Annotated in this window: 14 protein-coding genes; 10 read left to right on the plus strand and 4 right to left on the minus strand. The window is 36.1% G+C overall.

Annotation, left to right across the window (positions count from 1 at the left end; all coding sequences use genetic code 11):
- Positions 1–521: 521 nt before the first annotated feature.
- Positions 522–1718, minus strand: a complete 1197-nt coding sequence (locus tag DFR56_RS21815; protein WP_110397579.1) for an MFS transporter — start codon at positions 1716–1718, stop codon at positions 522–524.
- 347 nt (positions 1719–2065) lie between these two features.
- Between DFR56_RS21815 and DFR56_RS21820 the strand changes: the two genes are divergently transcribed.
- Complete coding sequence (locus DFR56_RS21820) at positions 2066–2500, plus strand: DUF4870 domain-containing protein (protein WP_110397580.1); 435 nt, start codon at positions 2066–2068, stop codon at positions 2498–2500.
- 74 nt (positions 2501–2574) lie between these two features.
- On the opposite strand, the gene DFR56_RS21825 is transcribed toward DFR56_RS21820, so the two are convergent.
- The 3 genes from DFR56_RS21825 to pepF all read right to left on the minus strand — a co-directional run bounded on the left by DFR56_RS21825 (position 2575) and on the right by pepF (position 6437).
- Positions 2575–3849 (minus strand): BaiN/RdsA family NAD(P)/FAD-dependent oxidoreductase, encoded by a 1275-nt coding sequence (locus DFR56_RS21825; RefSeq protein ID WP_110397581.1) that lies wholly within the window; start codon positions 3847–3849, stop codon positions 2575–2577.
- Between the two features lie 406 nt (positions 3850–4255).
- A complete protein-coding gene (locus DFR56_RS21830; RefSeq protein ID WP_110397582.1) occupies positions 4256–4435 on the minus strand; it encodes a DUF4083 domain-containing protein in 180 nt (59 codons plus the stop codon).
- Positions 4436–4625: 190 nt separating this feature from the next.
- A complete protein-coding gene (pepF, locus tag DFR56_RS21835) occupies positions 4626–6437 on the minus strand; it encodes an oligoendopeptidase F (RefSeq protein WP_110397583.1) in 1812 nt (603 codons plus the stop codon).
- A 301-nt stretch (positions 6438–6738) separates the two neighbouring features.
- Between pepF and DFR56_RS21840 the strand changes: the two genes are divergently transcribed.
- The 9 genes from DFR56_RS21840 to DFR56_RS21875 all read left to right on the plus strand — a co-directional run bounded on the left by DFR56_RS21840 (position 6739) and on the right by DFR56_RS21875 (position 15260).
- Positions 6739–7758, plus strand: a complete 1020-nt coding sequence (locus tag DFR56_RS21840) for a serine hydrolase domain-containing protein (protein WP_110397584.1) — start codon at positions 6739–6741, stop codon at positions 7756–7758.
- 210 nt (positions 7759–7968) lie between these two features.
- Positions 7969–8409 carry a PH domain-containing protein gene (locus DFR56_RS21845; RefSeq protein WP_110397585.1) on the plus strand — a complete coding sequence of 147 codons (441 nt, stop codon included), beginning with the start codon at positions 7969–7971 and terminating at the stop codon, positions 8407–8409.
- Between the two features lie 171 nt (positions 8410–8580).
- Entirely contained in the window at positions 8581–9474 is an 894-nt protein-coding gene (locus DFR56_RS21850) for an MFS transporter (protein WP_244916614.1), read from the plus strand.
- Positions 9443–9784: an MFS transporter gene (locus DFR56_RS23615; RefSeq protein WP_244916615.1), complete on the plus strand. Its 342-nt coding sequence runs from the start codon at positions 9443–9445 to the stop codon at positions 9782–9784. Before DFR56_RS21850 ends, DFR56_RS23615 begins: the two co-directional genes overlap by 32 nt.
- A 158-nt stretch (positions 9785–9942) precedes the next feature.
- Positions 9943–10581 (plus strand): hypothetical protein, encoded by a 639-nt coding sequence (locus DFR56_RS21855; RefSeq protein WP_110397586.1) that lies wholly within the window; start codon positions 9943–9945, stop codon positions 10579–10581.
- Positions 10582–10935: 354 nt separating this feature from the next.
- On the plus strand, positions 10936–12357 hold the full coding sequence (locus DFR56_RS21860) for a hypothetical protein (RefSeq protein WP_110397587.1): 1422 nt from the start codon (positions 10936–10938) through the stop codon (positions 12355–12357).
- 355 nt (positions 12358–12712) lie between these two features.
- The gene (locus DFR56_RS21865) at positions 12713–14152 is read left to right on the plus strand and encodes an FAD-binding oxidoreductase (protein WP_377722911.1); all 1440 of its coding nucleotides are present in this window, start codon (positions 12713–12715) and stop codon (positions 14150–14152) included.
- Positions 14149–14676: an MFS transporter gene (locus DFR56_RS21870; RefSeq protein WP_110397588.1), complete on the plus strand. Its 528-nt coding sequence runs from the start codon at positions 14149–14151 to the stop codon at positions 14674–14676. Before DFR56_RS21865 ends, DFR56_RS21870 begins: the two co-directional genes overlap by 4 nt.
- Positions 14673–15260: a nitroreductase family protein gene (locus tag DFR56_RS21875; protein WP_244916616.1), complete on the plus strand. Its 588-nt coding sequence runs from the start codon at positions 14673–14675 to the stop codon at positions 15258–15260. The genes DFR56_RS21870 and DFR56_RS21875 overlap by 4 nt, the downstream gene beginning before the upstream one ends.
- Positions 15261–15323 lie beyond the last annotated feature (63 nt).

Consider the following 15323-nt stretch of genomic DNA (forward strand, 5'->3'; position numbering starts at 1 on the left):
CAAAAAGAGGCATAAGGACTCTTAATTAAGGTTGCCCAAAAATACACTTTTAGTAAAAATAAGGGGTGGAACTTGACAGTTTCGTTCATATCAGTGAATTCGGATTCCACACAAACATGGAATGTTTACTTTGTCTTCAAAGATAATATTGCCTACACAAAAAGTCATGACATATTGAAACTAATGGATGAAAAAAGGGGATAAAATACTCTCGACCGTCCGTGTAAAATTTTTAAAAAAGAATTAGAGGAAAAAACCCCTTCAATTCTTCTTTATTTTCTCATTATAATTTTATGAATTTTTCAATCGGATGTTTTTCAGTGACCTCAAGAAAGGCATCGGTGAGACCCTGCCCCGGCAAGGGGTATGCCGACGTTGGCCATCCTTTAATTTCGAAAGAGGAGGCTCACCAGCCGCCCGCGGAAAGCGAAGTATATTTCCAGAGCGGGTTATATGCAGCTACCATTGTTCGGGTTTTTCTTTGGTGATGGTGAAAATACTTTTGTCCCAGTCTCTTATTTTTATCCTTTATTCGATGATAAAAAGTATGGATCAACCTTCTCATATTTAATCCATGTTACTAACATGATTGATCCTGTAATAATGAGTAAAGCACTTGTGACGAAAAATACGGATGAAATCCCAAAGATACCCGCTAGAACCCCGCCAAGTGCAGGCCCGATCATATTTCCAAGAAATCGTAAACTTGTGTTATACCCTAATACTTCCCCTTGCATCGATAAAGGTGCTTCTTGTCGGACATAAGCTATCCGTGTTGGGACGATTCCACCGATAGCAATTCCGAGGAGAAAGCGTAAAATGACGAGTTGCCAAATATTTGTGACAAATGCTCCAGGGAAATAAACGATTCCTGCCATGAATAAAAGAATGATTAAGATTTTTGTGTGACCAATCTTGTCCCCTAAACTTCCCCACCGTCTTGCAAAAAATAAATTTCCAAGTCCGGCAGCGGAAAAAGCGAGCCCAGAAAAGAAGGCAATACTCGCAGTTCCATGTAACTCAACAACATATAAAGATAAAATTGGTTGGATACTAAAGTGGGCTATTTGTACTAGCGCTGATGTAATCATCACGATAAATAAAACAGGGTGTTGGACAATATGTTTGATGACTTCTTTACTTGAATATATTTTTCGATCTTCTTTGTTTGTTACTTTCAATTGCATTTCTTTAATTCCAAACAAGACAATTAAGGACGATAAGAAAATAGTAATGGAAACCCATTTAAATGTAGCACTATAGCCAAATGAGTCAGCGATAATTCCACCTAATAAAGGACCCATTAATGTGCCAGTTATACTACCTGTTTGTAAGGAACCGAGTACGCGACCAGCAATTTCTTTCGGCGTTTGTGTTGAAATGAATGCTTGCGACATTGGGATAAATCCAGTAAAGACCCCCGTAAAAAATCGCAATAAAAAAAGTTGCCATACTGTTGTGGCAAACCCCATGAGAAGCACAGAAACTGCAAGCCCTGTCGCTGATATGATTAAAATATTTTTTCGACCGTACTTATCACCAATTCGTCCCCATATCGGTGAAAAGATAAAGGCGGTAACAAACGTAATGGCAAAAATCCAACCAGACCAGCTCTGGACATAGGCAGTAGAAAAGTTCCCGAATGTTTCAATGTAAAGGGAGATAAATGGTAAAACCATTGTCATGCTTCCCGCAATAAAAAAGTTAGCAAACCACATGATCACGACATTTCGTTTAATGAGTGATTTTTGATAACTAATAATAACACTTCTTTCTATTTTTTTTATTTCACTAACTTAATTATAGCAGTTATCCACAGGTAACTACATATATCTGCTCAAAAGAGGAAATCGATTGAATGATTGGTTATCAGGAGCAATACTTTTAGCATAGCAAAAGGCTCTCATCATGAAGGAAGAAGTAGGTTATTTAATCCTAAATTGTGTAATATACATACACAATTATATAGGATTATTTTACTGTCTTTTCCAAAAGGTCTAGTAAAATATAATAATCTTTGTTAAACTTTCCTTTCGAAGAGATTAATAGGAAAGGAGTGTGTACAATGGTAGAAAAAAAGGACGAAGAAAAGGTACATCATTCTACAGAAGAACAAGTTGAAGATGAAGTAACGACTGAAATAGTAGCCGGAAATGACGAAGATGAAACGTCTGGCTCTTCTTTAAATTTAGATGAAAACGTTGCAGGCTTATTATGCTATTTAGGTACATTTGTAACTGGTATTATATTTCTTATCCTGGAAAAGAAAAGTAGGTTTGTTCGTTTTCATGCCATGCAATCGACTGTTTTCTTCGTCGGCATTTGGGTTGTTTATTTTGTCGTTGACTTTCTTCCGGTTATTGGTTGGCTATTAACTTCGATATGCTCATTATTTGCTTTTATTATGTGGATTGTTCTTATGGTTAAAGCGTATCAAAAAGAGTTTTTTAAGCTACCTGTTGTTGGACAAATAGCGGATGATTTTTTAAAGAAATTATAGTAATAGAAAAGGAAAAAGATCTAGATTGTATTTGGACAATCTAGATCTTTTTCCTTTATACTTATTTAGTAATATTATTTGTAAGAAAGCGCACGGCGAGCAGCATTTGTTCCGGCCAATCTCCCAGTCACTAACGCAGCAGTAATATTATAGCCGCCAGTATATCCATGAATATCTAAAATTTCCCCACAAAAAAATAGTCGCCCCATTAATTTAGATTCCATCGTATTAGGTATGATTTCCTTTGTTGAAACACCGCCGCCAGTGACAAATGCTTTTTCAATCGAAAGCGATCCATTTACGTAAAAAGTAAAGTTTTTAATGTTATCGATGATTGTGCGAATAGTATCATTAGAAACATTTCCAGCCTTTAACTCTTCTCCGACTTCATTTTTATAGAGAAGATACGTTAGTAAACGCTCCGGAATTCCTGTCATATCTCGCAAAGTATTTTTAACCGATTTACGTGCATTTTTCTTTATTGCCGCAACAGTCATATTCATCAGTTGTTCCAGCTGTTCATTAGGTAACATATCGATTGCCATCAAGACACGTTTTTGCCTTCCCATCATCATCTCTTTCACAACAAATTGGGAACAACGTAAAACAGCAGGACCCGAAATTCCAAAATGAGTAAACACCATATCCATTTGGTGGGTGATAATTGGTTTTCCTTTTTTGTTTAATACGGTTAATGCAACATCACGTAAAGAAAGCCCTTGTAATGTTTTATCTTTAATAAAGCGTTCGTCTGATGTTAATGCAACTTCTGTCGGATAAAGGTCTGTTATCGTATGCCCCGCTTTTTTCGCCCAAGCGTAACCATCACCAGTAGAACCAGTATGGGGAACCGATTTGCCGCCAACTGCGATGACAACTGCTTTTGTATGTATTTTTTCCCCGTTTTGTAAAAGGATATGATGGGTTGTCTCTGTATAATGGATCGCTTTTACAGGAGTGGAAAGCTGCATATGTACTTCTAATTCATGTAGTCTATTAACGAGTGTATCCACCACAGACTTTGCTGAATTGGAAACAGGAAACATCCGGCCATGATCCTCTTCTTTTAAGGCAATACCCATACGTTCAAAATAATCAATGATATCGTAATTATTAAAAACAGAAAAGGCACTATATAAAAACTTTCCATTACCGGGAATGTTTTTTATTACTTCGTCTTGTGGTAGGCGATTCGTTACATTACAACGTCCGCCACCAGAAATCGCAAGCTTCGTCCCAAGTTTTTGCCCTTTTTCAACTAACATCGTTTTCGCACCATGTTCAGCAGCAGATATGGCAGCCATTAATCCAGATGGACCACCACCAATAACTATTACGTCGTATATCAATTGTTTTCATTCCTTTCGCCCGTTAGTATCTTATCACTTAATGCTAGTAACTCTCAAATATTAAAATCGAAAATATTGGGTAGAAAGGGATGGACGGGTTGACAGGGTTTAGGAAATTCCGAGTATGAAACCAAGGGTTCTATTGGTTTGTTTTGTAAAAGGCATAATACTAGTTAGTTTTTTTGCGTAATGTTGTGTTGAAGAGCCAATGCTGACTAATGGCGATAAATGCTAGCTTAAAACTTATAATGCTAACTTATTTCAAATAAATACTGGGCAAAAAACTAGAATATGTGGAATTCGGAAAAATACTAAGTGGTTGAAACTCCACATGTTTACATGTAGATACGGGGTGTAAAAATTAGATGAAAAGTTGCAATAGACAAAAAAACGACCTAGTTTGTTGTTAATCATTTCCTTTCTTCAGTTGTTCCTTAATAGCATCTATTTTCTTTTCGATGTTATCAAGTTGGTTTTTACGTTTAGAAAGAGAACGAAAAAACATGACACATAGAATAATGATGAGAAAAATGACCCCAAAATAGACCAATACAATTAAAAAGTCAACTGTATGGAAGCCACTCACAATATCACCACCTTTAACTAATTTCTAACGATAGTGTACTATATATTGAAAAGTATTTAAAATGTGAAAAGAAGCAATGCTGTGTAAAGGCTCGTCATACTGTCCAAAGTCACAGATTATAATGTTGTGTAACAAATCTGAATCACTTAAATAAACACCTAGAGCAATTTAGCGCTCTAGGTGATTTTCATTAATCATAACTTTTTTCCAACTGATCAACAAGGGAGCCGACGTAGGCGACAGCCTCTTTAATGGCATTAGGTTCAGACATATCTACACCTGCTTTTTTGGCAAGCTCAAGTGGTTTTAATGTTCCGCCCGCTTTTAAGACATCGAGCCAGCGATCAACAGCAGGCTTTCCTTCTGCCTTGATTTGTTGGGCAGCAGCTGTTGAAACAGTGAGTCCAGCTGAATAGGTGTAAGGGTATAACCCCATATAATAATGTGGTTGGCGCATCCAAGTTAGACCTGCACCATCGTCAATTTCAACTGCATCTCCCCAGAAATGTTCAATTGTTTCTTTTTTCTCACGACACAAAACATCTGCAGTAAGTGGTGTACCAGCTTCGGCTAAAGTATACACACGCCGTTGGAATTCGCCTTCCAATAAATGTGTAATAAAATTATGGTAGTACGTATCAAGTAATGAGCTGATGATCCAGCGCTTCATCCGGTTGTCGTCTGTTTTTTCAAGTAAATGCTCGGCTAGTAATAATTCGTTCATCGTCGATGGTGCTTCAACGAAATAGGTGGATGGGTCCGTATTGACAAGTTCTTGGTTTTTCCCGGCTAGATAAAAATGTCCAGCATGGCCAAGTTCATGAGCTAATGTAAATGTCCCGCGCATCATATCTGTCCACGTAATTAAAATATACGGATGAATGCCGTATGGGCTTGAACAAAAGGCGCCAGATTGTTTCCCAACATTATCTGCTCGATCAATCCAACGTTCAGAAAATGCTTTCTCCATAATGGCACTATATTCTGCACCGAGCACTTGTAAGGCATCTAAAATCATCTCTTTTGCATCATCATATGTTGTTGTTGGGTTATACTGTGGATCGAGCGGTGCTTTTAAGTCACAAAACGTTATTTTATCGAGTCCATATTCTTTTTGTTTTAATTTCGCAAGTCTTCTCATATGTGGTGCTAGTTCTTCTTGAATCACATTTAGTTGATTTTCGTACATTTCTTCTGTTACTTGTTGGGAATGAAGTAACATCTTTGTGACAGATTCATAGCCACGTAGTTTTGCCAAAGTTACTTGTTTCGTTACTTCTGTTGCGTAGGTTGCGGCATATGTATGTTTGTATTGATCCAATGTTTTAATAAAAGAGTCATAAGCATTTTGGCGTGTTACTGTATCAGCCGCCATTTCATAACGATCTTCATAGAGGGTCTCTGACATGGGAAGTTCTCTACCTGAATGATCAACAATCGGATCAAACTGCATATCAGATGTTTTACTTCTTTCATAAATCATATAAGGTGCATCATGTACTTCACTTAAAGCAGCTAATATTTTTTCAATTTCAGGAGCAAGAGTAAATGGCTTTTTTTCCATTATATCTGCGAGCATCTTTTCATACGTCTGTAAATTAGGTTCTTCCTTAATAAAATTTTCAATTGTTTCTTCGGGAATAGTTAATAGTTCTGATTCAACAAAAGATAGCTCTGCACCAATGTCAGCAAATGCCGATGCTACTTTTGCTGAACCTGCCTGGTATTCAGGATTCGTTCCATCACTACTAGTTCGTAACATTGCATATGTAGCAACACGAATCAGCCGTTTTTGAAAGGCTTCTAGTGTTTTTAAAGCACCTAGTAAAGTTTCTGCATCTTCGCCTAATCTAGATTGATATTGCGTAACCGTATGTACATCCTCTTGTACGGATACTAGTTCCGCTTCCCAAACGAGCTCATTTGGGAACAAATCTTCTAAATTCCACGTTTCTTCCACTGGAACTTCATCACGAGTCATTCTTATAGTTTTTGTAGACATAAAAATTCCCCTTCCATGAATTGTCATTAATTATTAGTGTAAACGAAAACGTGGAAAAATTATATTATTTACTACCCTACTTATTTTTAGCTTAAGGATAAAAGTGTTTTAATCGCCGTAAAGCAAACATAAAAATCTATCATTTTGCAAGATCACGTTGTTGTAATTAGTAATAAATGGTACTATTTATTCAAAAGGAGGAGTTCGATGTGATTCGTTACCAACTGTGAAAAGCTTAACTGAATGTACTTTTACCAAAAGGGATAACAATTTTCGTAAAAGACATTCAGGAGGGACAAAAATGGATAAACAAAAAATAGGAAATAGATTAACAAAACTGCAACAAGAATTACGTTTTTCTGGGGCTTTTTATGCTCATCATAATGAAAAAGTAGTAGCAGAGAGCTATGGTTATGCAAATCGTTCGGAAAAAATAAAAAATGAATTAGCCACGCGGTTTTCTATTGCATCTGGTAGTAAAATCTTTACATCTGTTGCTATTTGTCAATTAGTTGAAAAGGATAAAATTGCATTTGATACAAAGGTGAAAGACTTTTTGGAAATTGATTTTCCTTATTTAGACCAAAACGTGACTATCGACCATTTATTGACGCATACATCTGGCGTTCCAGATTATTTTGATGAGGATACAATGGATGATTATGAGGTACTTTGGGAAAGTCTTCCGATGTACCGTGTTCGAAGTGCAAGAGATTTTTTACCGTTGTTTCAATATAAAAGGATGGAGAATAAACGAGGAAACTTTTTTAAATACAACAATACTGGCTATATAATATTAGGGTTAATTATTGAACAGGTCAGTGGTATTGATTATTCCGAATATATTGAGCAAAATATTTTTCAAAAAGTCGGAATGGCGAATTCGGGATATTTTTCTATGGATGCATTGCCGGAACAGGTAGCGCTTGGATACATCGAAAATACAAATGGTCAAGTAAAAACGAATATTTTTTCTTTACCAGCAAAAGGTGGACCTGATGGCGGAGCATATGTAACAGTAAAAGATATTGTAACGTTTTGGAAAGCTTTATTGGCTGGCGAAGTTGTGTCAAAAAAAATGACCGAAATAATGCTTAAACCGAGAGTCATAGTTGATGATGATATTTTATACGGTTATGGCGGATATTTTGAGATGAATGAAAAATCAGTAGTGAAATATATCCAAATGGGATATGATCCTGGCGTGAATTATCGACTGGTGCATTATCCGGATTTAGATCTGACCATCGCTGTATGCTCGAATAATTCGGATAGTGCTTACGAAATGTTGAAAGAAATGGAACGTATGATGTTGAAATAGTAAGAGGTAATAACTCCATATCCAAACACCTTGGCACGTAGTTATTAAACAGCGAAGCATTTATTCAGTTGTTACCTAGCTGAGGTTAACTACAATAAATTGCTGAGGTGTTGGATGAGGTTTACTGAACTAAAGTGCTCGTTAATGGTTTTTTGTAAGAAAGTTGAAACATTTATATAAGTAACTCGTATAAGGTGGTGCCATTGTTAAATGGTTTTTCGTTCAGAAATCGACACTTTTTTTATTCGTTTTATGTTGATAGTGGTACTAATAATTGGTGTAGCGACATTTTGGCCTCTGTTCCTTGAAGGTGGTAAGGCTTTACCTGTAATTATCATCTTGACTTCAATATTTCTTATTGTGATAAGCTTTATTTTATGGAGTGCTTTTTCAGTTAAATATGTTTTTTATCAAGACTATTTATTTGTAAAAGGCGGACCATTTAGAAGTAGGATTCAATATGAGCAAATAACAAAAGTTTCACCTACAACTGAGATTTTTACAGGTTATAGAATATTGTCATCAAGAGATGGACTCGAAATATTTTATAAAACAGCGGCTTTAGGAAGTGTGAAAATTTCACCTAAGGATAAAAAGGAGTTTATCAATGAGATAAAAGAACGTTGTCCAAACGTAAAGGTTCAAGAATGAGCTTTATTTAGACCAATCATTAGTAAGTTTGGCATGGAAAATAAATACTTGTGAAAAGTCTTTCCCCCAGACTTTTCCGATAGTTGAAAGGGGAAAAGTTAGATGATTAGTCCGATTTAATATTTCCCAAAAAATCATATTTTAACTGATATTGGGGGATATTTTATCAAATTGAATAGAAACTATTCTTTATTATTGTTGGGTCAGTCCTTTGCTAATATAGGCGATGTATTATATATGGTAAGTATAATAAGTACGATTTTTGTTTTAACAGGTTCTGCAACAGCTGCCTCCTTTGTTCCATTTACTATTACCTCATCGATGTTTGTTTCTAGCCTATTGACGCCTCTTTTGATTGGGAAGGTAAATTTGAAGTGGTTAATGGCTGGATCCCAAATTGGAAAAACAATTTTACTTGTAACTCTAGGATTTATATTAATTAGTATAACAATATCTAACTACTATTTAATTTTTTTAATCATTGGGTTGATTGCCATTTTTGATGGTTGTGCTAGCCCAATAATGCAGACATTGATTCCACATTATGTTAAAACTGAGTATTTAGTACGAGCAAATGGAATGGCTGAAACCGTTATTCAAATGATTCAAGCAGTGATGTGGTTTTTAGGTAGTTTGTTTTTAGTCATTTTAAGTTCACATCAACTTATTTGGTTGGTCGGAGGTTTCTTTATTTTTTCAAGCATACTGTTATGTTTTTTGGAGAACGTTAGTCACCAAACAACAGAGTCAAAAGGAAAATTAGAACAGATAAAAAAAGGTTGGAAAACATTATCCAACACTCCTGTTTTGAGGAAAATTGCTTTGATGAACTTTTTCGAGACCATATCGGGAACAGTCTGGATAGCTGCTATTCTATATGTGTTTGTTAGTGATGCCCTACAAGTCGATAAAAAATGGTGGGGATTTATCAATGGTGCTTTCTTTTTAGGCTTGATCTTAGGAAGTATTTATTGCTTTAGATACACTTCTTTTGTGGAGAAAAAATTTGGTGCTTTTATTTTTGTTGGCTCAATTGGAAGTTTTTTTAGTCACATTAATGTTTAGCTTAAATAGTGTTCCAATCTTTGCCTTATTATTATCTCTATGTATTGGACTGTTTGGACAGATAAAAAATATTCCGCAACAAACAGTAATACAAACGAGCGTGTCAAAAGAAGAACTATCAACTGTTTATACTTCTTTAGGTGCTATAGGAACGGGGACTTTCGGCGTAGGTTCCCTTATTATGGGGATGGTAGCAGATTTGTTAGGGATTAGAATGGTATTTGTTATTTCGGGACTACTGCTGGCAATAGTATGTATAGTTGTTTATAACAATAAGCAATTACTTGTAAGTAATGTGATTGAACAATAAGATGAAACGAAGGGTTTTGTTAACTGCAAAACCCTTCATTGCTTAAATGCTTGTATAGCGTTTGTGAAACTGCATTATTTAAACAGCGGGAACCGTTGATATGAAAATTTCCTTTTATTTTCCAAGAGAATATTACAAAGTAAAGGGGTGATTTATAAATGAAAAGTAAAATTGAACAATATGAAAAAGAATATCGAGCGTTTAACCCTTTTAATCACTTTAAATTACGTATTAAAGACATGGAGAATAAATCTGATTATGGGGCTGAAGTAGCCATGAAGTGGTCTGAGGTTGTTTCTCAAAATCTGATGAATGAAACTTATCCAGCCGTTCACCCCATTGGACAAGAGACATTCTCATTATTTGCAGAGTTTTCGACAGGGATATTTGAGTATGCTTTAGATATAGACGGTGCTACTTCACTTATAAAAGATCGAAATATTAAACCAGTAACGTTCTCCCCATCAAATATTTTTAAGTCGGTTGATCAAGGTAATATTAATAAAGACCCAAATCGAATAAAACCCAATCATAAAAACCCAGTAATGGTAATCAAAAGTAAGTACCTGACAGATGATAGAAAATATTGCATTAATGGAAACCATAGAATATTAAAAGCGTATCGAAAAAACGATGAGCAGATAAAAGTATTTGTATTTAATGATTTGGAGTTTATACCTTTTTTTTATGACGTAATAAGTAAGGCAATGTATTTCTTAGAAATTGATTATGACAATGTAATGAATGGTAAAAGAAACTTTATTTCCAATGAAAAGAATGTATTTGTATATGATTGACCAGCTTAATGAAAACAATATAAAATGAAAATGCGCTTCTATTTTAGATCGACTTCCTTTAAGTTGAAGGGGAGTTTTTTTACGTTCGGGAGACAATTGTTGAACTCTGATTTAAAAGTTTCATACTCAAAAAATCAATTGGTTACATTTTCGTATCGTTATTGGCATTACATATGTTACGATATCAATTATTTTGTAAGAGCCTTAGAATTAGTATCCCTCCATTTTGTTAAGAGATCAATATTTTATTCAGTTTACTTTTTACCGTACGAATATGGAGCGGCAACGAAAATTTACACACATACCTATAAAAACACATATTGTATAGTACTTGAACATTATGGGGTGTGAACAATGGATTTAACACTAGCTCATTGGGTGTATTTAGCTGGAACAATCATTATTATTTTCACGATGTTATTTAAAAGAAATGTCGTTGTTCCTGCTATCGTTGTCACTTTTTTTGTGGCGCTCGCTTATACAGGATCATTTGGTATAGCATTACAATCAACATTTCGTGCTAGTTTAGTCGCAGCAAGTTCCCTATTTGATATATTTTTAATTATTGCGGTTATGACTGCATTACTTCGCTCACTAAAGGATGTTGGAGCCGATCAGAAAATGATCATACCGTTTCAAAAGGTGATGGTAAATGGGCATGTTTCTTATTTTGTTTTAATCGCAATTACGTATGCGATTTCGCTTTTCTTTTGGCCGACACCGGCAGTACCACTCGTAGGTGCTATTCTTATTCCAGTCGCTATTCGTGCTGGGTTGCCACCAATCGGTGCAGGTGTGGCGATTGCACTTGCAGGGCAAGGGATGGCTTTGTCATCCGACTATATCATTCAAATTGCTCCAACATTAAGTGCAAGTGCTGCGAACTTGGACGTTAGTGTTGTCGCAGATCGTGCGTTAGTGTTATCACTCGTTACAGGTGTGATCGCTATCGGGTTAGCTTATCTTTTTCTTCGTAAGTCCATTTCAACACCTAGTGCAATTCATTTAAAACATTGGGAGGAGAGTAGTAGTGACGTAAAAATGGAAACGGAAGCAGATGATAACATTCCTACAAATGATACAAAAGGAAATTTGTTTGCGATCGCTGTACCAGTTTCATTTTTAGCAATCGTTACTTATATGGTTTTTGCAAAAGTGAGTGGAACAGCTGAAATGGAAGGTGGCGAAGGAGCAGCATTAATCGGCGGGGCAGCCCTTCTTTTATTGATTGCCGCCTCTGCAACAAATAGTATGAAAAAATCACTTGAAGAAGTTAGTAAGCATATAATTGGTGGACTCGTTTTTGCCTTTAAGGCGATGGGAGTGGTCCTTCCGATTGCTGGGTTCTTCTTTTTAGGAAATGACGAAACAGCTGGAAAAATTTTGGGCATGGCGGAAGGAGCACCAGCCTTCTTATTCGAATTAATTTTAGCTGGAGAACATCTCATTCCGAGCAGTGGCTTTCTCGCGGCATTTGGGATACTCATCATCGGTATGATTACAGGCCTTGATGGTTCAGGTTTTTCTGGTCTTCCACTCACAGGTGCGTTGGCAGATCCTTTAGGAACGACGATGGGAATCGATCCAACAACACTTGCGGCAATCGGGCAAATGGGTGCCATTTGGGTTGGTGGCGGAACACTAATCGCATGGTCTTCGTTAGTCGCTGTTGCAGGTTTTGCAAAAGTTCCAGTCATGGAGCTCGTGCGAAAATGTTTCTTTCCTGTTGTGATCGGATTAATTGCTTCGACAATCGTGGCGATTATGATTTTTTAAAATGTTAAAATACGCCCTAAAAGGTAGAAACAAACTTTATCTTTTGGGGTTTATTATTTTCAAAAAGAAAAATGCGGAGTCCAAATCCATAATGCGCAGTTCAGAGAAAAAATGCGGGGTCCCAATCCATAATGCGCAGTTCAGAGAAAAATGCAGAGTCCCAATCCATAATGCGTAGTTCAGAGGAAAAATGCGAAGTTCAAATCCATAATGCGCAGTTCAGAGAAAAAATGCAGAGTCCAAATCATGAATGCGGTTATTTCACGAGTATTTTAATTTAATCTAGCGGGAAAAGATTTTATTTCATATAATGATTTCTATAATGTTAATTACGTAACGAAGTAGGTGAATCGAGTTGCCGAAAAAATACGCTGTTTTACTTCTTGTCATGTACCTGTTATTATTTGCAAGTTCTATTTATCTTTATGAAATGAAACACTCTAATCCTGTCGTAACAGATTCTGGACAACTTTTACCGATCAAGATGAAAAGCATCAAAACCGCGACTACAGAAGAAGAGTTACAACAGATCGTCAAACAAGCAAAGAAAGACGGTGATAAGCTTTCGATTGCAGGGATGCAGCATAGTCAAGGTGGACAGACATTATATCCGAATGCCATCATGCTCGATATGAAAGGGTACAATAAAATTTTAGCATTTGATGAAAAAGCGAAAACCATTACTGTTCAAAGTGGTGCAACATGGGATGATATACAGCATTATATTAATCCATCTGGACTTGCACTAAAGGTTGCGCAATCACAAAATATTTTCACAGTTGGTGGTTCATTAAGTGCGATCGGTCATGGAAGGGACATTCGGTATGGTTCAGTCATTGACACAGTTGAGTCATTTCGGCTATTGACACCTACTGGTGAAATAATCGAGGTAAGTCGCAGTAAAAATGCAGAACTTTTTCCGTATGTGCTCGGTGGTTATGGCCTATTTGGTGTAATCCTCGATATGACGCTGACACTTACCGATGATGAACTATATACAACCGATAATGTTACAATCGATTATCAGGAGTACACAGCATTTTTTGAAGAGAAAGTGCTACAGCGTGATGAGGTTAAAATGCATATGGCACGGATTTCGGTTGCACCTGATTCATTTTTAGAGGAAATGTATGTGACCAATTACGAGTTAGCCCCAAATCAAGAAGACTTAACCGAATACAATAAATTAAAAGGCGAACCTTTAATTGCTCTCCCAAAATTTTTATTAGGCTTGTCAAGATATAGTGACTGGGGGAAAAATATTTTTTGGGAAACGCAGAAAAAATATATGGAAACCACGAATCATAAACTGGAAACGAGAAATAATGTGATGCGCTCTGATTCAAAATTTATGGAATATGATAGTGTAAAGCAAACAGAAGTATTGCAAGAATATTTTGTGCCTGTTCACGAGTTTAGTAGTTATATCGATGATTTGCGTGAAGTTCTTGAAGCAGAAAAAGACTTTAATCTTCTAAATATAACGATTCGCTATGTCGATAAAAGCGATCAATCTATCATGTCATACGCAAAGGATGATATGTTTGCTCTAGTTATGCTCATTAATCAAGGGAGAACGAAACAAGATATTGAAGATACAGGTGCTGTTATTGAAAAAATGATCGATGTGACGTTAGCACATGATGGCAGTTATTATTTACCATATTATCCGTATCCAACGAGGGAACAGCTTCATAGAGCATATCCAAATGCAGAAGATTTTTTTGCAATGAAACGAAAATTTGATCCAGATGAACTGTTTATGAATATGTTTTATGAGGAGTATGGAAAATGACGTATAAAAGATTTCTTTCTTACCAAAGTACGATTATGATGGCAAGTAGTATGATTTTTCCTTTTTACGTTTTGTTACTTAAAAACGTCGGACATAATTATGCCCAATTTGGCTGGGCGTATGGAATATTTGCACTCACGGCTGCATTTGCTTATCCGATTATTGGTAAGGTGTCAGATAAAGTCGGAGATAAGACATTATTTTTTATCTATTCTTTTGGGATGTCGATCATTTTATTAATCTTTCCACTCGTGACAGATGTTTGGCACGTATATATTTTGCAACTATTTATGGGTTTATTAGGTGCAGTACAAAAAAACACCGAAAAAACGGCACTCGCCCGCAATGTGGAAAAAGCAACAGCTGGAAAAGAAATCGGGGCATACCATACGACCATTTCAATTGTTGCTGCCATTGCGATTATTTTAACTGGTTATATGGTCGACTTTTTAACGATTGCGAGCATTTTTTATGTCGGATCTATTATTTATATCATTAGTGCAATTTTATTAATGAAGAGGTGAAGCAAATCGATATTTTACAAGCAATGAAGGGGAGAAGATCCATTCATCTTTTTAAAAAAGAACGTGTTTCAGAGGAACTTTTAAAAGAAATTTTTACCTATGCATCATGGGCACCGACCCATTATATGAAAGAGCCATGGAATATAAAATTGTACGAGCAAGAGGGGCGGAATAAACTTATTGATGCAACCATTCGAAGTTACCAGCGGCTCGGAATGCTAAAATCGGATGGAAGTGAAAAGGCACTTAAGTCCATTGAGTCGATCAAACAATTTTTACTAGAAATACCTCATCATGCGGTTATCTATTTGCCAATCGAACAAGATCCTGTTCGTTATGAGGAGGAATATGCCGCCGTATGTGCGTTTATCCAAAATACCCAACTAGCGGCTTGGAAACATGGAGTTGGAATGCTCTGGACGATTACACCTTATATGCACGATCCACAATTTTTACAAGAGATTGGGCTACATAGTGATAGAGAAAAAATCGCAGCCGTCATGCAAATTGGCTACCCAAAAAAGATACCAAAACGAAAAGAAAGAACTCCAATTGAAGAAAAACTAGAGGTAATTTACAAATAATAAGGAAAAAATATAGTCCAACTTCATTTAAAGAATTCAACTATTTTGTATTTCGTCATACTC

This window comes from Pseudogracilibacillus auburnensis (genome assembly GCF_003201975.1).
Taxonomy (GTDB): domain Bacteria; phylum Bacillota; class Bacilli; order Bacillales; family Amphibacillaceae; genus Pseudogracilibacillus; species Pseudogracilibacillus auburnensis.

Bases quoted from the DNA above. Each gene is read 5' to 3' on its own strand.
- DFR56_RS21815 (WP_110397579.1), bottom strand. From the start codon at position 1,718: ATGTGGTTTGCTAACTTTTTTATTGCGGGAAGCATGACAATGGTTTTA.
- DFR56_RS21820 (WP_110397580.1), top strand. From the start codon at position 2,066: ATGGTAGAAAAAAAGGACGAAGAAAAGGTACATCATTCTACAGAAGAA.
- pepF (WP_110397583.1), bottom strand. From the start codon at position 6,437: ATGTCTACAAAAACTATAAGAATGACTCGTGATGAAGTTCCAGTGGAA.
- DFR56_RS21840 (WP_110397584.1), top strand. From the start codon at position 6,739: ATGGATAAACAAAAAATAGGAAATAGATTAACAAAACTGCAACAAGAA.
- DFR56_RS21845 (WP_110397585.1), top strand. From the start codon at position 7,969: ATGGTTTTTCGTTCAGAAATCGACACTTTTTTTATTCGTTTTATGTTG.
- DFR56_RS21855 (WP_110397586.1), top strand. From the start codon at position 9,943: ATGAAAAGTAAAATTGAACAATATGAAAAAGAATATCGAGCGTTTAAC.
- DFR56_RS21860 (WP_110397587.1), top strand. From the start codon at position 10,936: ATGGATTTAACACTAGCTCATTGGGTGTATTTAGCTGGAACAATCATT.
- DFR56_RS21870 (WP_110397588.1), top strand. From the start codon at position 14,149: ATGACGTATAAAAGATTTCTTTCTTACCAAAGTACGATTATGATGGCA.